This window comes from Variovorax sp. CCNWLW186 (assembly GCF_037203865.1).
Lineage (GTDB): Bacteria > Pseudomonadota > Gammaproteobacteria > Burkholderiales > Burkholderiaceae_C > Variovorax.
In genome coordinates this window covers 54,277-71,327 of the sequence record NZ_JBBCBO010000027.1, presented here as the reverse complement: position 1 = coordinate 71,327, position 17,051 = coordinate 54,277, and the positions used below count along the sequence as shown (strand labels likewise).

Here is a 17,051-nt window from a genome sequence, read left to right as displayed (position 1 = left end):
AAAGGAGGAGGCCGCAGGCCGGGGGACATTCGCGGAGAAAGGTACCCCGTCGGCGGGTGCGCCGCCCTGAACTGAACAGCGCAACGTCAAATAAATCGCTACAGCAATGCCTGCGCGAGTTGCAGCCCATAGCGCTGCTCCGCATCCTGCAGCGCACGCGCAATCGACGGGTGCAGCTGCACCCCGTTCTTAGATTGGGTTTCACGACGCTTCAAACCGCCTTCGCCCGGCAGGCGCACCGGTCTCGCCGGATCGATGGGCGCGTTGTTGCGGCACTGGGCCGCCACGTGGTCCATCTGGCGCAAGAAGGCTTCCTTGCCGCCGAACGCGTGCAGGTCGTGCAGCGTGATGTGCACCGTCGCACCCCAACCCTCGGGCGGATCGGCCCGGCCATGGCCTGCGAGGCCGGCGGTCAGCGTTTCGACCAGCAGTGCCATTCCATAACCCTTGTGGCCGTGGCTCAGGCCGCCGACCGGCAGCAGCGTGCCGGGCGGCTGGTCGAACAGTACCTGCGGGTTGTTCGTAGGCTTGCCGGTGGCGTCGATCAGCCATTCCTCGGCAAAGGTTTCGCCGGCCGCGCGCTTGCGGTTGCTCATGCCGTTGGTGGTGATGGAGGCCGAAATGTCGACCATCACGCCGCCTTGCGACAGCGGAAAGCCCATGGCCAGCGGATTGGGCGTGAACACCGCCTGCGTGCCGCCGAAGGGCGCGACGCTGGCCGTGTTGGGGTCGGAGCAGGCGAGCAGCATCAGCATGTCTTCCTGCAGCGCGCGCAGCATGTAGACGGCCAGGCAGGCGATGTGATGGCTGCGGCGGATCACGAGCGAGGCGGTGCCGAGCTCGCGGGCACGCGGGAGCAGCATGTCCATGCCCTGGTCCATGAGCCAGGGGCCGGGCAGGCGCTTGCCGTCCCACAGCACGGCGGCGGGGCGATCAGACAGAACCTCCGGAGCGCCGTCCGGCGTCATGCCGCCGGATTCGATCTCTTTCACGTAGCCGGCCAACAGGGCGAGGCCGTGCGTGTCGTGGCCCAGCAGGTCGCCTTCGACCAGGGTGCGGGCAACGCTGTCGGCCATCGAGGCGGCAAGCCCGGCTTTTTGCAGCAATGCGCTGCCGTAGTCCCTGAGCGCATCTGCGCTGTAGAGCGGGGCGGTGTTGTCGGTCATTTCAGTATCTCCAGCACTCTGTCCAAGCCGCCTTCGTTGATGGCCACCATGGCTTGCTCGCGCACCTTCGGCTTGGCGTGGTAGGCCACTGAAAGGCCGGCTTCGCCCATCATCGGCAGGTCGTTGGCGCCGTCGCCCACGGCGATGGTCTCCTGCGGAGAAATGCCCATGAGCGACGCGACTTCGAGCAGCGTGCGGCGCTTCTCGGCGCCGTCGCAGATGTCGCCCCAACTTTGTTGCACCACCTGGCCGGTGAGTTGGCCATCGGCTTCGTCGAGCAGGTTGGAGCGCGCGAAGTCGATGCCCAGGCGGTCTTTCACCCGGTTGGCAAAGAAGGTGAAGCCGCCCGACACCAGCAGCACCTTGAGCCCGGCCGCCTTGCACGTCGCGACCAGTTCGGCAGCACCTGGGTTGAGCTTCAGACGCTGGTCGTACACCTGCTGCAGCGCCTCGACCGGCACGCCCTTCAAGAGCGCCACGCGGCGCCGCAGGCTTTCCTTGAAGTCCTTGATTTCGCCGCGCATCGTGGCTTCGGTAATGGCCGCCACCTCGGCTTTCTTGCCGACGGCATCGGCAATCTCGTCGATGCACTCGATGTTGATCAGCGTCGAATCCATGTCGAACGCGATCAGCTTGAAGTCGGCAAGCTTCAGCGGCGGCTTCACGCGCTGGATGACCAGGCCGGGAGAAATTTCTGTAGCGCTCATGCGGGGGCGGTTTCCTTGACGATGGGTTGGCCGAGGCTGCGCAGCACGTCGCGCACCATCTGTGCGCGGTCCTTCGGCTCTTTCAGTTCGCGCTCGATGCGCAGCTTTTCGTTGCCGGCAAGCTTGATGTGCTTGTTCTTCTGGATCAGGTGGATGATGGCCATCGAATCGACCGGCGGGTCTTTCTTGAAGGTGATGTGGATCACGCCCGGCGCCGCATCGACCTTGACCACGCCGTACGGCCGCGCCAGCACGCGCAGCCGGTGCGTGTCGATCAGCGTCTGCGCCTGCGGCGGCAGCTTGCCGAAGCGGTCGACGATTTCTTCCAGCAGCGTGTCGATCTGCTCGGGCGTCTTGGCGGTGGCCAGCTTCTTGTAGAACGAGAGGCGCAGGTGTACGTCCCCGCAGTAGTCATCGGGCAAGAGGGCGGGCGCGTGCAGGTTGATCTCGGTGGTGACCGAGAGCGGCGCGAGCAGGTCGGGCTCCTGCCCGGCCTTGAGCGCGCGCACGGCCTCGCTCAGCATCTCGTTGTAGAGCTGGAAGCCGATCTCCATCATGTTGCCGCTCTGGTTCTCGCCCAGCACCTCGCCGGTGCCGCGGATCTCCAGGTCGTGCATGGCCAGGTAGAAGCCGGAGCCCAGTTCTTCCATCTGCTGGATGGCGTCGAGCCGCTGCGCCGCCTGCTTGGTGAGGCCCTCGGTGTCGGGCACCATCAGGTAGGCATAGGCTTGGTGGTGCGAGCGCCCGACGCGGCCGCGCAGCTGGTGCAGCTGCGCGAGGCCGAACTTGTCGGCGCGGCTCATCACGATGGTGTTGGCGGTCGGCACGTCGATGCCGGTCTCGATGATGGTCGAGCACAAGAGCAGGTTGTAGCGCTGCGCCACGAAGTCGCGCATCACGCGCTCCAGCTCGCGCTCGGGCATCTGGCCGTGGGCCACGGCAATGCGCGCTTCCGGAAGAATCTCCTCGAGCTTCTGACGCCGGTTCTCGATGGTCTCGACCTCGTTGTGCAGAAAGTAGACCTGTCCGCCGCGCTTCAGTTCGCGCAGCACGGCCTCGCGGATCACGCCGGTGCCCTCATTGCGCACGAAGGTCTTGATGGCCAGGCGCCGCTGCGGCGCGGTCGCAATCACGCTCAGGTCGCGCAGGCCTTCGAGCGCCATGCCCAGCGTGCGCGGAATCGGCGTGGCGGTGAGGGTGAGCACGTCGACCTCGGCGCGCATCGCCTTCATCGCTTCTTTATGCCGCACGCCGAAGCGGTGCTCCTCGTCGATGATGAGCAGGCCCAGGTTCTTGAACTTGACCGATTGCGAGAGCAGCTTGTGCGTGCCGACCACGATGTCGACCGTGCCTTCGGCCAGGCCCTTGGCCGCCGCAGTGATTTCCTTGGCCGAGCGGAAGCGGCTCATCTCCGCCACCTTGACCGGCCACTTGGCGAAGCGGTCGACCAGCGTCTGGTAGTGCTGCTCGGCCAGCAGCGTGGTGGGCGCGAGGAACGCCACCTGCTTGCCGCCGGTAATGGCGATGAACGCGGCGCGCAGCGCCACTTCGGTCTTGCCGAAACCCACGTCGCCGCAGACCAGCCGGTCCATCGGCTGCGGCGAGATCATGTCTTGCACCACGGCATGGATCGCGGCCTTCTGGTCCGCCGTTTCCTGAAAGCCGAAGTCGTTGGCGAACACTTCGTAGTCGGCGGCCGAATAGCGGAATGCGTGGCCTTGCCGAGCGGCCCGGCGCGCATAGATGTTGAGCAGCTCGGCGGCGGAGTCGCGCACCTGCTCGGCGGCCTTGCGCTTGGCCTTTTCCCACTGGCCGGAGCCCAGCTTGTGCAGCGGCGCCTCGTCGGCGCTCACGCCGGTGTAGCGGCTGATCTGGTGCAGCTGCGAAACGGGCACGTAGAGCGTGGCCTTGTCGGCGTACTCCAGGTGCAGCATTTCCTGCAGCAGCGGCTTGCCTTCGGCATCCACGCCCTGGCCCAGGTCCATGTGGATCAGGCCGCGGTAGCGGCCGATGCCGTGGGCGGTGTGGACCACCGGGTCGCCCACGTTGAGCTCGGACAGGTCCTTGATCAGCGCCTCGACGTCGCTGACCTGTTCCTGCTTCTTGTTGCGGCGGCGGGTGGTGGGCGCGGTGGCGAAGAGCTCGGTTTCGGTGACGAGGTCGACGCCCTGTTCGCGCCACGCGAAGCCAGAGGCCAGCGCGGCGGTGGCAATGCCGATCTTCTCGTCGGGGGAGGCCTCGAACTCGGCCAGCGAGTCGAAGGCCGGCGGGCTCACGCCGCTGGCACGGAGAAAGTCGAGCAGGCTTTCGCGCCGGCCTTCGCTTTCGGCAATCAGCAGCACCCGGTGCGGCGTTGCCTTGATGTGGGCCTTGAGGCCGACGAGCGGGTCTTCGGCGCCGCGCACCACCGCGAACGGCGGCAGCCTGTCGAATTCCGCATACGGCGTTTCGGCGGCGATGTCGCCTCGGATGGCCAGCTGCGCATGCGGCTTGGCCCGCTGGTAGAACTGCGCGGCATTGAGAAACAGCGCCTCGGGCGGCAGCGCCGGCCGCTCGGGGTCGCCGCGCACCAGGCGATAGCGCTCGTTGGTGTCTTGCCAGAAATGCTGGAACGCGGGTTCGAGGTCGCCGTGCAGCACCACGGTGGCGTCGGGCCCGAAGTAGTCGAACACCGTGGCCGTCTCGTCGAAGAACAGCGGCAGGTAGTACTCGATGCCGGCGGTGGCCACGCCGTTGCCCATGTCCTTGTAGATGCGGCTCTTGGTCGGGTCGCCCTCGAGCAGCTCGCGCCAGCGGCTTCTGAAGCGCGCGCGGGCGTCGTCGTCCATCGGAAACTCGCGGCCCGGCAGCAGGCGCACCTCGGGCACGGGGTACAGGCTGCGCTGGGTGTCGGGGTCGAAGGTGCGGATCGAGTCGATCTCGTCGTCGAACAGGTCGACGCGGTAGGGCACGAGCGAGCCCATGGGAAACAGGTCGATCAGCCCGCCGCGCACCGCGTATTCGCCGGGGCTCACCACCTGCGTCACATGGCTGTAGCCGGCGAGCGTGAGCTGGGCCTTGAGCTTCGATTCCTCGAGCTTCTGCTTGGCCTTGAAGTGAAAGGTGTAGCCGGCGAGGAAGGCGGGCGGTGCCAGCCGGTAGAGCGCGGTGGTGGCGGGCACCAGCACCACGTCGGCTTCTTTCTGGCTGATGCGCCAGAGCGTGGCGAGCCGCTCGCTGATCAGGTCCTGGTGGGGAGAAAAGCTGTCGTAGGGCAGCGTTTCCCAGTCCGGAAACAAGGCGCAGCGCAGGTCCGGCGCAAAGAACGCCATCTCGTCGATCAGGCGCTGCGCATCGTTCGCGTCCGCCGTGAACACCGCGGTGGCCCGGCCGGCGGCTTTTTCGCGCACGCCCAGTTGCGCCAGCAGCAGGGCGTCGGCCGATAGGGGAGGACGCGGCAGCGTGAATCGCTTGCCCGCCGTGAGGTGGGGGAGGTCCATTGAGCGCTTCTGAAAATGCACGACACCCCGCGCCGGCTGGCGAGGGGTGTGAAGCTGTCGATTCTAGAATGGCGGCCCCTTATTCGCTTGCCGGCTCTTGGCCGCTGCCGGACCCCATGTCTTCCTCCCGATTCTTCGTGCTGATTCCTTGCGCCGGTTCCGGCCACCGTGCGGGTGGCGTGCAGCCCAAGCAATACCAGCGGATCGCGGGGGCGTCGATGGTTGCCCACACGGTGGAGGCTTTTCGCGCGCTGGCGGGCCGCTTTGCCGGCCTGGCGGTGGTGGTGTCGCCCGAAGACCGCGACATTCAAGCGGCGCTGCCGCGCTTTCCGTCCACGGGTGAATTCCTGCTGCAGGTGGGCGGCGTCACGCGCGCGGCCACGGTGCGCAACGGCCTGGCGGCGCTGCGGCAGAAGGGGGCCGGGGCGCATGACTGGGTGCTGGTGCACGACGCGGCACGCTGCCTGGTCACGTCGAGCCAGATCGAGGCGCTGATTGCGGCTTGCGAACACGACGCCGTCGGCGGGCTGCTTGCGCACCGGCTGGCGGACACGCTGAAGGTTTCTTCCGGCGACAGCCGGGTGTCGCAAACGCTGCCGCGTGCCGACAAATGGCTGGCGCAGACGCCGCAGATGTTCCGCGTCGGCATGCTGCTCGATGCGCTGGAGCGCACGGGCGATGCAGTCACGGACGAAGCCGGCGCCATCGAGGCGATCGGCCTGTCGCCGCTGCTGGTGCCGGGCAGCGCGCAGAACTTCAAGGTGACCTTCCCCGAAGACTTTGCCTTGGCCGAAGCGGTTCTGCTCGGTCGCAAGAAAGGTGCGGCATGACAGCGCCGTTCAACATTCGCGTCGGCGAAGGCTGGGACGTTCACCAGCTCGTGGCTGGGCGCAAGCTGATCCTGGGCGGGGTCGAGGTGCCGCACACCACCGGCCTGCTGGGGCATTCGGACGCCGACGTGCTGCTGCATGCCATTACCGACGCCCTGCTCGGCGCGGCGGGGCTGGGCGACATTGGCCGGCATTTTCCCGATACGGATGCGCAGTTTCGCGGCGCGGATTCGGCCGTGCTGCTCGGCGAGGCGGCGCGGCGCGTGCGTGCCGCGGGCTGGGAAATCGGCAATGTAGACAGCACGGTGATTGCGCAGGCGCCCAAGCTGGCGCCGCACATTCCGGCGATGTGCCAACGCATTGCCGAGACGCTGGGGCTTGCGCCCGAGCAGGTCAACGTGAAGGCCAAGACGGCCGAGAAGCTCGGCCCCGTGGGCGAGGGCCGGGCGATGGAAGCGCGCGCCGTGGCGCTGCTTTACCGCTGACCGGCGGCCGCACTACGCCCTACGCCCGCCGGCTCGGGGCCTCGGCCGGTTTTGGCACCGGCATGGCGCGCGGCATGCGGATGTGCGCCGCAAGGCCGCGTCCCGGCGTGCTGGTGAGCGCAAAGGTGCCGCCCATGCGCTCGATGTTCTTGGCCACGATCGACAGGCCGAGGCCGGCGCCGGCCGCCGAGGTGCGCGCCACGTCGCCGCGGAAGAAGGGCTTGGTCAGCTGCGAGAGCAGGGCCGGCTCGACGCCCGCGCCGTGGTCGCGCACCTTGATGAGCACCGCATCGTTGTTGGCTTGCGCCTGGATCACCACGTCGGCCACGCCGGTGGAAGGCGTCTTGCCGTAGCGCCGGGCGTTTTCCACCAGGTTGGAGATCACGCGGGTGAGCTCGACCTCGTCGCCCATCACGCGCAGATCGGGCGGCACGTCGACCCGGATGTTCATTTCTTCGTAGTCCTGCACGGCGTAGGTGCAGGCATCGACCACGTCGCGCAGCAGCACGGGCTTGGGGTCGACATGGTCGGGGCGGGCGTAGTCGAGAAACTTGTCGATGATGGCGTCGAGCTGGGCAATGTCGGCCGCCATGTGGTCGCGCGCGTCTTCGTCGGACACGCTCATCTCGGTTTCGAGCCGCAGGCGCGCCAGCGGGGTGCGCAGGTCGTGCGAGATGCCGGCCAGCATGATGGCGCGGTCTTGTTCGATCTTGGCGAGCTGGTCGGCCATGCGGTTGAAGCCGATGTTCACCGCGCGAATCTCGTTGGTGCGGGCGCGCTCGTCGAGCCGGTGCGCCTCGTATTCGCCTTCGCGCACCTGCATGGTGGCGCGCGAAAGCTGCTTGAGGGGCAGGTTGATCAGCCGGGTGATCAGCGCCGCGCCGGCCAGCGAGAGCGCCATGGCCGTGCTGAGCCACACCAGCCAGGTGCGGCCGCCCACGCGGCTGAAGCGGGTCGGGTCGAGCAGCAGCCAGTAGGCGTCGCTCTCGATGGTGAAGCCGATCCATAGGCCCGGCTCGTCGTTGACGCGGCTGGCCACCGTGGTGCCCTCGCCGAGCTGGTCGATCAGCTCTTCGGTCACCCGCTGGTCGAGCGCGCCGCTGGTGTAAGGCTGAAACCGGTCGTTGGGCTCGCGCGGGAGGATGCGCACGCCTTCCTGGTCGGCCAGCGTCTTGATGAGCGACACCCGCGTGATCGCGTCCGAATACACCAGCGCCGCGCGCGTGAGGTTCACCAGCGAGGCGATCTGGTGCGCGGTCTGGATGGCGCGTGGCTCGTATTCGAGCGAGCGGAAAGTCTGCAGCCAGGCTACCGTACAGCCGATCAGCAGCAGGGCGAGCAGGAAGAATGTGCGCCAGAAAAGGCTGAAGCCGAGCTTCAGGCCCGGTCGCCGGTCACGCTGGCCGGTGCCCTCGAGAGGGCTTGGCATCGTGACCTGGGCGCCGTCCTCCTGGGCTGGGCTGGGTCTGGCGGATTGCAGGCCGATGGCCACCTCTGAACGTCGTTCAGGCCGCGCCGTCCGGCACGAACACGTAGCCCACGCCCCACACCGTCTGGATGTAGCGGGGCGCCGCGGCGTCGGCCTCGACCAGCTTGCGCAGGCGCGAGATCTGAACGTCGAGGCTCCGGTCGAAGGGCTCGAACTCGCGGCCGCGGGCCAGTTGGGCCAGCTTTTCGCGCGACAGCGGCTGGCGCGGATGGCGCACCAGCGCCTTCAGCATCGCGAATTCGCCGGTGGTGAGCGAAAGCTCCTCGCCGTCCTTCTTGAGCGTGCGCGAACCGAGATCGAACGCAAAAGGCCCAAAGGTCACGGTTTCGTTCTCGGTGGAAGGGGCGCCCGGTGCCTCGAGCGGCGGACGGCGGCGCAGCACCGCGTGCACGCGGGCCAGCAGTTCGCGGGGGTTGAAGGGCTTGCCAAGGTAGTCGTCGGCGCCGACCTCGAGACCGACGATGCGGTCGACGTCTTCGCCCTTGGCGGTGAGCATGATGATCGGCGTGCGGTCGTTGGCGGCGCGCAGGCGTCGGCAGACCGAAAGGCCGTCTTCGCCGGGCATCATCAGGTCGAGCACGATCAGGTCGACCGTGTCGCGCAGCAGGATGCGGTTGAGCGCCTTGCCGTCCTCGGCCACGATCACTTCGAAACCTTCCTGGGTCAGGTAGCGGCGAAGCAGGTCGCGGATGCGGGCGTCGTCGTCGACGATCACGATCTTGTCAGTGCGAGCGGGAACTTGAGTCATTTCTACAACGTTGAATTTGTAACAGCGCCGATTCTGAAGGCGTTAGGCCCTCGTTGAGCCGGTTTTACTTATGGTTTGACACTAAGTTACAAAACTTGCGGTCGCTCGCTGTCTAGTCATCCGACGTTAGCCCGGCAGTGGCAAAGTCCACCTCATTGATGACTTTCGTTCAATGAGAACTCTTCTTTCCGCGTTTCCGATCATCGTTGCCTGCAGCTGTGGCCCTGCCTTGGCTGTGGCCGGCGACTTTCTCAAGGTTGGCGACGTGCGCCGGAGCGAAGTGCGCGAAGCCGTAGCCGCCCACCGTGCGGCCCAGCGCGACGAGATTCGGCGGGAAGAGGCGGCCGCTGGCCGGCGCCTCACGGCGGCCGAGCTCTTCGAATTGCGGCAGCAGGTGCGAAGGCAGTGGACGCCCCCCGGCACCCCCCCGCGGCCGAATTCGGCAGAATCGCAGCCGGCCGAGCGAATCGCGCCGGCGCCGATTTCGGCCAGCCGCGCGCTGACCTTGCCACGCAGCCAGCGCCGCTGAGGCGGCGCGGCGCGTTTTGGCGTCTTGAGTACCAATCCAGGGAGTATCTCGTCTTGAAAAAAATCAAACTGATCGCGGCTTGCGTCGCATTGGCCGCGGCTGGGGCCGCAAGCACCGCCATGGCCCAGAACATGGCCGCGCCGCCGCAGAACGTGCTGCAGCTCACGGCTTCGGGCACGGTCGAAGTGCAGCAGGACCTGCTGAGCATGACGCTCACCACCACGCGCGACGCCACCGACGCCGCCACTGTTCAGTCGCAGCTCAAGGCCGCGGTGGACGCAGCGCTGGCCGAAGCCAAGAAAAACGCCCAGCCCGGCCAGCTCGACGTGCGCACGGGCAATTTCAGCCTGTCGCCGCGCTACACCCGCGAAGGCAAGATCAACGGCTGGCAGGGCTCCGCTGAAATGGTGCTCGAGGGCCGCGACTTTCCGCGCATCACCCAGACCGCCGGGCGCATCACCACGCTCAACGTCGGCAATGTGGGCTTTGCACTGAGCCGCGAGCAGCGCGCCAAGAGCGAGACCGAGGCGCAGACGATCGCCATCGAGAACTTCAAGCAGAAGGCCACCGAACTGGCGAAGGGCTTCGGCTTCGGCGGCTACACGCTGCGCGAAGTCTCGGTGAACGCGAACGACAACGGCCCGATCCGGCCGCGCGTCATGGCGGCATCCGCCAAGTCTTTTTCCGCCGATGCGCCGGTTCCGGTGGAAGCCGGGAAGACCAGCGTGGTCGTGAACGTGTCGGGGTCGGTGCAGCTCAAATAAGAAGCAGCGCGGCTGGCGCGCCGGCCGCGCCGCGCTGATTACTGGGCCGTCCAGCCGCCGTCCATTTGCCAGGCCACGCCGCGCACCTGGTCGGCGGCGGGCGAGCACAGGAACACCGCCAGGCCGCCGAGCTGCTCGACCGTGGTGAACTGCAGCGAAGGCTGCTTTTCGCCCAGCAGTTCGTTTTGCGCCTGCTCGGCCGAAATGCCTTCGCGTGCGGCGCGGTCGTCGATCTGCTTTTGCACCAGTTGGGTCAGCACCCAGCCCGGGCAGATTGCATTGCTGGTGATGCCCGTGGTCGCGGTTTCGAGCGCAACCGACTTGGTGAAGCCGACGATGCCGTGCTTGGCCGCCACGTAGGCCGACTTCTGCGCCGAGGCGACCAGCCCGTGGGCCGACGCCACGTTGACGATGCGCCCCCAGTTGGCTTCCCGCATGGCCGGAATTGCAAGCCGTGTCGTGTGAAACGCGCTGGTCAGGTTGATTGCGATGATCGCGTCCCAACGTTCTGGCGGAAAGTCTTCGACCTTGGCCACGTGCTGGATGCCGGCGTTGTTCACGAGGATGTCGACACGGCCGAACCTGTCCGCGGCGAACTTCATCATGTCTTCGATCTGGGCGGGCTTGCTCATGTCGGCGCCGTGATATTCGGCGCGCACGCCGAGCGCCTCGATCTGCGACTTGGGAGCCTCGGCATCGCCAAAGCCATTGAGCACGATGTGTGCGCCTTGCTGTGCAAGGGCCTTGGCAATGGCAAAGCCAATACCGCTGGTGGACCCCGTGACAAGCGCGGTTTTGCCTTTGAGCATAAAGATCAATCTCCGGATGAATTAGGATGCGACGAGACCATTATCCGCACCAGGACGACTTCGTTTTCATGACCGACCCGACGCTTCATCATGTGGCGTGCGATGACGCCCAGGGCGGTCATCGCATGGCTTATTGGCAATGGGGCGATGCGCGCAGTGCGCATGTCGTGATGTGCGTGCACGGGCTCACCCGGCAAGGGCGCGATTTCGACGTGCTGGCCCAGGCCATCGTGGCGCGCGCCGGCGGCAATGTGCGCGTGGTCTGTCCCGATGTTGCGGGGCGCGGCCAAAGCGACTGGCTGCGCGACCCGGCGCTTTACCAGGTGCCCGTCTATGCGGCCGACATGCTGGCGCTGGTGGGCGAGCTGCACCGCCAACAGCCGATCGATACCTTCGACTATCTGGGTACCAGCATGGGCGGGCTGATCGGCTTTGTGCTGGCGGGCCACAAGCAATTGCCGCTGGCCAGGCCGATACGCCGCTTCGTCGTGAACGACGTCGGCCCAACGATCGAAGCCAGCGCCCTTCAGCGCATCGGCGCCTACGTGGGGCAGGGCGGCCGCTACGACAGCGTGCAGCAGGCAGCCGACGCCATGTGGTCGATCTCGACCACTTTCGGCCCGCACACGCCGGCGCAGTGGCTTGCCTTGTCGCAGCACATGGTGGTGCCGGCTTCGCAGCGCACGGCCGATGGGTCAGGCAAGCTCGAAGCCGGCAACGATGAGGGTGCAGGCCCCTGGGTGCTTCACTACGATCCGGCCATTGCCGTGGCGCTGCGCGCCATCACGCCCGAAGCCGCGGCCCAGGGCGGCGCCGTGATGTGGAGCCTTTACGACGCCATCGACGCGCAAACGCTCGTGACGCGCGGCGCCCAGTCGGATCTGCTCTCGCGCGATACGGCCCTGGCCATGACCGAGCGCGGCCCGCGCGCAAAGCTGATCGAGTTCGAAGGCGTGGGCCATGCGCCGACCTTCATCGACCCTGCGCAGGTCTCCGCCGTCACATCCTTCCTGTTCGATTGAGGCCAACGTGAAGCGCGAGTCTTCCAGCCTTCAAACGGCAAACACGTCCGACGCGGTCATGGTGGACTATCCCTTGTCCGCCGCAACGGCCGATCGCACCCCGGTCATGGAGAACATGCTCGCGCGCGCGCGGGCTTTTGCCGAGCCGTTGATTGCCGACGAAAAGCTCGACACCGGCGAAAACACGCTGGCGCACGCCGATGCGGTGGCGGCCATCGTCGCGAAGATGGGCGGCTCCGAGGCCATGCAGGCCGCGAGCTACCTGGTGTACGCCTGCCAGCACCTCAACCGCCCGCAGGAGGTGATCGCCAAGGTGTTCGGCGACAACTTTGCGGCGCTGGCGGTGGAAACCACCAAGCTGGTCCGCGTGCAGGAACAGGCGCGGTCGGCTTCGCAAGGCCACCATCTGTCCGAAGGCGCAGGGGCGCAGACCGAGAACGTGCGCAAGATGCTGCTCGCGTTTTCACGCGACCTGCGCGTGGTGATGCTGCGCCTGGCTTCGCGGCTGCAGACCTTGCGGCATGCAGCGGCCAGCAAGCAGCCGGCGCCCGAGAGCGTGGCGCGCGAATCGCTGCAGGTGTTTGCGCCGTTGGCCAACCGGCTGGGCATCTGGCAGGTGAAGTGGGAGATCGAAGATCTCTCGTTCCGCTTTCTGGAACCCGAAACCTACAAGCTGATTGCGCGCCTGCTCGACGAGAAACGCGTCGAGCGGGAAGGCCACATCGAGCAGCTGCGCTCGCAGCTCGAACGCGAACTGCAGGCCGAGGGCGTGCGCGCCACGGTGCAGGGCCGCCCGAAGAACATCTACAGCATCGTCAAGAAAATGCGCGGCAAGTCGCTCGACTTTGCGCAGGTGTTCGACATCCTCGCGCTGCGCGTGGTGGTGCCCGACGTGAAGGACTGCTACGCGGCGCTGGCCTGGGTGCACTCGCACTTCCTGCCGATCGACGAAGAGTTCGACGACTACATCGCTCGGCCCAAGCCCAACGGATACCAGTCGCTGCACACCGTGGTGCGCGAGGTGGTCGACGGCAAGCCGGGCAAGCCGATCGAGATCCAGATCCGCACGGAAGAAATGCATGACCATGCCGAGCACGGCGTGGCCGCGCACTGGGCCTACAAGGAGGCGGGGCACAAGGGCTATGCGGGCGTGTGGGCGAGCGGGGAATACGACGCCAAGATCGCCGTGCTGCGGCAGCTGCTGGCATGGGAGCGCGATCTTTCGGGCGGCTCGCAGGGCCAGGGCCTTTTCGACGACCGCATCTATGTATTGACGCCGGACGCCGCCATTGTGGAGTTGCCGCAGGGAGCGACGCCGGTCGACTTTGCCTACTCCGTGCACACCACGCTCGGCCACCGGTGCCGCGGTGCGCGCGTCGATGGGGCGATGGTGCCGCTGAATACACCGCTGTCCAACGGGCAGACGGTGGAGATCATCGCGGCCAAGGAGGGCGGTCCTTCGCGGGATTGGCTCAACGCCGAGCTCGGCTACCTTGCAAGCCACCGCGCCCGCGCGAAGGTGCGCGCGTGGTTCAACGCGCAGATCACGCACGAAACCGTGGCGCGCGGGCGCGAGGCCGTCGAGAAGCTGCTGCAGCGTGAAGGCAAGACCTCCACGCGGCTGGAAGACCTGGCTTCGCAACTGGGGTTCAAGTCGGCGGACCATCTGTTCGAAGTGGTGGGCAAGGACGAGTTTTCGCTGCGCAACATCGAGATGCTGTTGCGTCCGCCGGAGCCCGCGCCGAACCCCGACGACGGCGTGCAGCTCAAGAAGCCGCGCGCGAGCGAAAAGTCCGGCAAGGGCGGCGTGCTGGTGGTGGGCGTGTCTTCATTGATGACGCAGCTGGCCAAGTGCTGCAAGCCCGCGCCGCCCGATGCCATCAGCGGCTTTGTGACGCGCGGCCACGGCGTGAGCGTCCATCGCACCGACTGCAGCAACTTCCGAATGATGGCTTCGCGCGACGGCGAGCGCGTGATCGATGTCGAGTGGGGCGCTGCCAAGGGCGGCGAAGCACCGATGTATGCGGTCGACGTGGCCGTGGAAGCGGCCGACCGCCAGGGCTTGCTGCGCGATATCTCCGATGTGTTCGCACGAGAGAAGATGAACGTGATCGGAGTGCAGACCCAATCGGTCAAGGGCACGGCGTGGATGACTTTCACTGTGGAAATCTCCGATGCCGCGCGGCTTGCGCAGGTGCTTGGCGTGGTGACGGCGGTTGCCGGTGTGCGATCTGCACGTCGCCGCTAAAAAGCGCGTTTTCTCCTGCTACAATAGCTGCTTCTCGGACACATCCTTAGGCGCGTAGCTCAGCTGGTTAGAGCACCACCTTGACATGGTGGGGGTCGTTGGTTCGAGTCCAATCGCGCCTACCAATTTCTGTTTCAACTTCCGGCCAACCACCGGGTCTGTTGAACAGAGCTTTCACCGGGTTCCCCGGTGTCTCAATCGTCCTTGCGGTAAGCAGACAAAGACCATGGCCATGTTGTTGTGCTACCTTGGCCGCTCTGCAAACCTTTTCCAATTTTCTTGATAAGCGATCTGATGAATACGCGATCAACGCTGGTTGATCGGGCTCATGCCGAGATGCGCCTGGCCGCATTGCTCCGGCAAGCCCCCATTGAATTTGCACGCGCGGTCTATGGCATCAACGACCACGCAAGCGGCCGTACCGACACCATGGCCGCGCGCGAAATTGTGCGCGCCCTGCAGCAGGGCATAGCCGTGACGCAAGAGCGCGCCGAACAGCGCTCCCGGGCTTATTTGCCGACTGCCGGCCACGAGCACTGTCCGCGTTGCTGGGTCGTCTATGGCCACAAAAGCCCCCTGCGCTTTCGGGAGGCGACCGAAGAACGCCCCGAGAGCGCGGCCTGCAGCGCGTGCGGCGCCGAGTACGCGACAACGCTCGATTGAAGGAGCGGGTGCGCGGTCAGGGTAAACCTTGTCGCGGTGCAGCAAAACCGCTACCTAGAATTGATCGGATGACATGGGCGTCCATGTGAAGGAGTCCGCAGTGCAGAGCAAGAAGTCCGGGGTCAAGCCGGTGCAACGTGTAATCAAGAAGTACCCCAACAGAAGGCTCTACGACACCGAGACATCCACGTACATCACGCTCACCGAGGTGAAGCAGCTGGTCATACAGAATGCCCAGTTCGTGGTGCGCGATGCCAAGACCGGAGACGACCTCACTCGCAGCATCCTGCTGCAGATCATTCTCGAAGAAGAAGCGGGCGGCGCGCCCATGTTCACCGAGCAGGTGCTGGCCAACATCATCCGTTTCTACGGGCAAGCCATGCAGGGCTACATGGGGCCGTACCTCGAGAAGAACATCCAGGCCATGACCGAAGTGCAGGCCCAGCTCGCCGAAAAGGCAGAAGGCCTGACGCCCGAAATGTGGTCGCGCTTCATGACCATGCAGTCGCCGATGCTCCAGGGGCTGATGGGCAATTACGTCGAGCAGTCCAAGAACGTGTTCCTGCAAATGCAGGAACAGATGCAGAAAAATACCGAGCAGGTTCTGGGCGCATTCGGCATCAAACGCCCCTGAAATCCCGGTCCCGGCCGATAGCTGGGACAATAGAGGCATATATGAGCGAAGTTGCCTCCCCCGAACGTACCGCCACGCCGGCTGCCCCCAAGGTCGGTTTTGTGAGCTTGGGCTGCCCCAAGGCCCTTACCGATTCCGAATTGATCCTGACCCAGCTCAGCGCTGAGGGCTACCAGACGGCCAAGACCTTCGAAGGCGCCGACCTGGTGATCGTCAACACCTGCGGCTTCATCGACGATGCGGTGAAGGAGAGCCTGGACACCATCGGCGAGGCCTTGGCGGAAAACGGCCGCGTCATCGTCACGGGGTGTCTGGGCGCCAAGACGGGCGACCAGGGCGGCAACCTGGTTCGGCAAATGCACCCGAGCGTGCTGGCCGTGACCGGTCCGCACGCGACGCAAGAGGTGATGGACGCGGTGCATGCCAACCTGCCGAAGCCGCACGACCCGTTCGTCGATCTTGTTCCCAACACCTTCGGCATTGCCGGGCTCAAGCTCACGCCGCGCCACTACGCATACCTGAAGATCAGCGAAGGCTGCAATCACCGCTGCACCTTCTGCATCATTCCCTCGATGCGGGGCGACCTGGTGTCGCGGCCGGTGGGCGACGTGCTCGGCGAGGCCAAGGCCTTGTTCGAAGGAGGCGTGAAGGAGCTCTTGGTGATCAGCCAGGACACCTCGGCCTACGGCGTGGACGTGAAGTACCGAACCGGATTCTGGGACGGCAAGCCGGTCAAGACCCGCATGCTCGAACTGGTGCGCACGCTGGGAGAAATTGCCGAGCCGTACGGCGCTTGGGTCCGCCTGCACTATGTGTACCCGTACCCAAGCGTGGACGAAATCATTCCGTTGATGGCGAGCGGGCAGGTGCTGCCTTACCTCGACGTGCCGCTGCAGCACAGCCACCCCGATGTGCTCAAGCGCATGAAGCGGCCCGCCAGCGGCGAAAAGAACCTGGAGCGCCTTGCGCGTTGGCGCGAGGTTTGCCCTGAACTCGTGATCCGCAGCACCTTCATCGCGGGCTTTCCCGGCGAAACCGAGCAGGAGTTCGAGCACCTGCTCGACTTTATTCGCGAAGCGCAGATCGACCGGGCAGGCTGCTTTGCCTACAGTCCGGTAGAAGGCGCGACGGCCAATGACATTCCCGGCATGCTGCCGGCGGCCGAGCGCGAAGCACGCCGTGCCCGCTTCATGGAAGTGGCTGAAGCCGTGTCGATCGCCAAGCTGCAACAGCGCATCGGCGCAACGATGCAGGTGCTGGTGGATTCAGCGCCCGGCATGGGCCGCAAGGGCGGCGTTGGCCGCACCTACGCCGACGCGCCCGAGATCGACGGGACCGTGCGCCTGCTGCCACCCGAAAAGATCAGCAAGACGCTCAAGGTGGGTGAGTTCACCAAGGCCCGCATCGTGGGTGCCGAAGGCCACGATCTGATCGCTTTGCCGATCTGAGCCGTTCTGTCCTGATTTGCATAGTCAAGA

The 17,051-nt window shown here is 65.9% G+C and carries 15 protein-coding genes and 1 tRNA gene; 10 read left to right on the top strand and 6 right to left on the bottom strand.

What is annotated here, in order from left to right:
- Window positions 1–98 precede the first annotated feature (98 nt).
- Genes V9K97_RS24275 through mfd form a run of 3 tightly spaced genes read right to left on the bottom strand, consistent with a single transcriptional unit; the run spans window position 99 to window position 5,352 of the window.
- Window positions 99–1,166 (bottom strand): Ldh family oxidoreductase, encoded by a 1,068-nt coding sequence (locus tag V9K97_RS24275; protein ID WP_337321205.1) that lies wholly within the window; start codon window positions 1,164–1,166, stop codon window positions 99–101.
- The gene (serB, locus tag V9K97_RS24270) at window positions 1,163–1,873 is read right to left on the bottom strand and encodes a phosphoserine phosphatase SerB (protein ID WP_337321203.1); all 711 of its coding nucleotides are present in this window, start codon (window positions 1,871–1,873) and stop codon (window positions 1,163–1,165) included. Before serB ends, V9K97_RS24275 begins: the two co-directional genes overlap by 4 nt.
- Window positions 1,870–5,352 (bottom strand): transcription-repair coupling factor, encoded by a 3,483-nt coding sequence (gene mfd / locus V9K97_RS24265; RefSeq protein WP_337321201.1) that lies wholly within the window; start codon window positions 5,350–5,352, stop codon window positions 1,870–1,872. The genes serB and mfd overlap by 4 nt, the downstream gene beginning before the upstream one ends.
- A gap of 116 nt (window positions 5,353–5,468) precedes the next feature.
- Between mfd and ispD the strand changes: the two genes are divergently transcribed.
- Together ispD and ispF are read left to right on the top strand one after the other, a co-directional pair.
- The gene (ispD, locus tag V9K97_RS24260) at window positions 5,469–6,182 is read left to right on the top strand and encodes a 2-C-methyl-D-erythritol 4-phosphate cytidylyltransferase (protein WP_337321200.1); all 714 of its coding nucleotides are present in this window, start codon (window positions 5,469–5,471) and stop codon (window positions 6,180–6,182) included.
- Window positions 6,179–6,667, top strand: coding sequence for a 2-C-methyl-D-erythritol 2,4-cyclodiphosphate synthase (gene ispF, locus V9K97_RS24255; RefSeq protein WP_337297649.1), 489 nt, complete (start codon window positions 6,179–6,181; stop codon window positions 6,665–6,667). Before ispD ends, ispF begins: the two co-directional genes overlap by 4 nt.
- Window positions 6,668–6,686: 19 nt before the next feature.
- On the opposite strand, the gene V9K97_RS24250 is transcribed toward ispF, so the two are convergent.
- Together V9K97_RS24250 and ompR are read right to left on the bottom strand one after the other, a co-directional pair.
- Window positions 6,687–8,096, bottom strand: coding sequence for a sensor histidine kinase (locus tag V9K97_RS24250; RefSeq protein ID WP_258506717.1), 1,410 nt, complete (start codon window positions 8,094–8,096; stop codon window positions 6,687–6,689).
- A gap of 76 nt (window positions 8,097–8,172) precedes the next feature.
- Window positions 8,173–8,904 (bottom strand): osmolarity response regulator transcription factor OmpR, encoded by a 732-nt coding sequence (ompR, locus tag V9K97_RS24245; RefSeq protein WP_126749638.1) that lies wholly within the window; start codon window positions 8,902–8,904, stop codon window positions 8,173–8,175.
- A gap of 172 nt (window positions 8,905–9,076) precedes the next feature.
- Between ompR and V9K97_RS24240 the strand changes: the two genes are divergently transcribed.
- Together V9K97_RS24240 and V9K97_RS24235 are read left to right on the top strand one after the other, a co-directional pair.
- Window positions 9,077–9,433 carry a hypothetical protein gene (locus tag V9K97_RS24240; protein WP_337321198.1) on the top strand — a complete coding sequence of 119 codons (357 nt, stop codon included), beginning with the start codon at window positions 9,077–9,079 and terminating at the stop codon, window positions 9,431–9,433.
- Window positions 9,434–9,486: 53 nt separating this feature from the next.
- Window positions 9,487–10,197 carry an SIMPL domain-containing protein gene (locus V9K97_RS24235; protein WP_337321196.1) on the top strand — a complete coding sequence of 237 codons (711 nt, stop codon included), beginning with the start codon at window positions 9,487–9,489 and terminating at the stop codon, window positions 10,195–10,197.
- A 38-nt stretch (window positions 10,198–10,235) separates the two neighbouring features.
- On the opposite strand, the gene V9K97_RS24230 is transcribed toward V9K97_RS24235, so the two are convergent.
- On the bottom strand, window positions 10,236–11,006 hold the full coding sequence (locus V9K97_RS24230; protein ID WP_337297648.1) for a 3-hydroxybutyrate dehydrogenase: 771 nt from the start codon (window positions 11,004–11,006) through the stop codon (window positions 10,236–10,238).
- Between the two features lie 26 nt (window positions 11,007–11,032).
- On the opposite strand from V9K97_RS24230, the gene V9K97_RS24225 reads away from it, so the two are divergent.
- The 6 genes from V9K97_RS24225 to rimO all read left to right on the top strand — a co-directional run bounded on the left by V9K97_RS24225 (window position 11,033) and on the right by rimO (window position 17,021).
- Window positions 11,033–12,028, top strand: a complete 996-nt coding sequence (locus V9K97_RS24225) for an alpha/beta fold hydrolase (RefSeq protein WP_337321194.1) — start codon at window positions 11,033–11,035, stop codon at window positions 12,026–12,028.
- 58 nt (window positions 12,029–12,086) lie between these two features.
- Window positions 12,087–14,276 (top strand): RelA/SpoT family protein, encoded by a 2,190-nt coding sequence (locus tag V9K97_RS24220; protein ID WP_337321210.1) that lies wholly within the window; start codon window positions 12,087–12,089, stop codon window positions 14,274–14,276.
- A 48-nt stretch (window positions 14,277–14,324) separates the two neighbouring features.
- Window positions 14,325–14,401: transfer RNA gene (locus V9K97_RS24215), tRNA-Val, on the top strand.
- 154 nt (window positions 14,402–14,555) lie between these two features.
- Window positions 14,556–14,939 carry a hypothetical protein gene (locus tag V9K97_RS24210; RefSeq protein WP_337321193.1) on the top strand — a complete coding sequence of 128 codons (384 nt, stop codon included), beginning with the start codon at window positions 14,556–14,558 and terminating at the stop codon, window positions 14,937–14,939.
- A 73-nt stretch (window positions 14,940–15,012) separates the two neighbouring features.
- On the top strand, window positions 15,013–15,573 hold the full coding sequence (gene phaR, locus V9K97_RS24205) for a polyhydroxyalkanoate synthesis repressor PhaR (protein ID WP_007837005.1): 561 nt from the start codon (window positions 15,013–15,015) through the stop codon (window positions 15,571–15,573).
- A gap of 41 nt (window positions 15,574–15,614) precedes the next feature.
- Window positions 15,615–17,021, top strand: a complete 1,407-nt coding sequence (gene rimO / locus V9K97_RS24200) for a 30S ribosomal protein S12 methylthiotransferase RimO (RefSeq protein WP_157614200.1) — start codon at window positions 15,615–15,617, stop codon at window positions 17,019–17,021.
- Window positions 17,022–17,051 lie beyond the last annotated feature (30 nt).

Excerpts from the sequence above, each read along its gene's own strand:
- V9K97_RS24275 (WP_337321205.1), bottom strand. The coding sequence starts at position 1,166 with ATGACCGACAACACCGCCCCGCTCTACAGCGCAGATGCGCTCAGGGAC.
- serB (WP_337321203.1), bottom strand. The coding sequence starts at position 1,873 with ATGAGCGCTACAGAAATTTCTCCCGGCCTGGTCATCCAGCGCGTGAAG.
- mfd (WP_337321201.1), bottom strand. The coding sequence starts at position 5,352 with ATGGACCTCCCCCACCTCACGGCGGGCAAGCGATTCACGCTGCCGCGT.
- ispD (WP_337321200.1), top strand. The coding sequence starts at position 5,469 with ATGTCTTCCTCCCGATTCTTCGTGCTGATTCCTTGCGCCGGTTCCGGC.
- ispF (WP_337297649.1), top strand. The coding sequence starts at position 6,179 with ATGACAGCGCCGTTCAACATTCGCGTCGGCGAAGGCTGGGACGTTCAC.
- V9K97_RS24250 (WP_258506717.1), bottom strand. The coding sequence starts at position 8,096 with ATGCCAAGCCCTCTCGAGGGCACCGGCCAGCGTGACCGGCGACCGGGC.
- ompR (WP_126749638.1), bottom strand. The coding sequence starts at position 8,904 with ATGACTCAAGTTCCCGCTCGCACTGACAAGATCGTGATCGTCGACGAC.
- V9K97_RS24240 (WP_337321198.1), top strand. The coding sequence starts at position 9,077 with ATGAGAACTCTTCTTTCCGCGTTTCCGATCATCGTTGCCTGCAGCTGT.
- V9K97_RS24230 (WP_337297648.1), bottom strand. The coding sequence starts at position 11,006 with ATGCTCAAAGGCAAAACCGCGCTTGTCACGGGGTCCACCAGCGGTATT.
- V9K97_RS24225 (WP_337321194.1), top strand. The coding sequence starts at position 11,033 with ATGCGACGAGACCATTATCCGCACCAGGACGACTTCGTTTTCATGACC.
- V9K97_RS24220 (WP_337321210.1), top strand. The coding sequence starts at position 12,087 with ATGGTGGACTATCCCTTGTCCGCCGCAACGGCCGATCGCACCCCGGTC.
- phaR (WP_007837005.1), top strand. The coding sequence starts at position 15,013 with ATGGGCGTCCATGTGAAGGAGTCCGCAGTGCAGAGCAAGAAGTCCGGG.
- rimO (WP_157614200.1), top strand. The coding sequence starts at position 15,615 with ATGAGCGAAGTTGCCTCCCCCGAACGTACCGCCACGCCGGCTGCCCCC.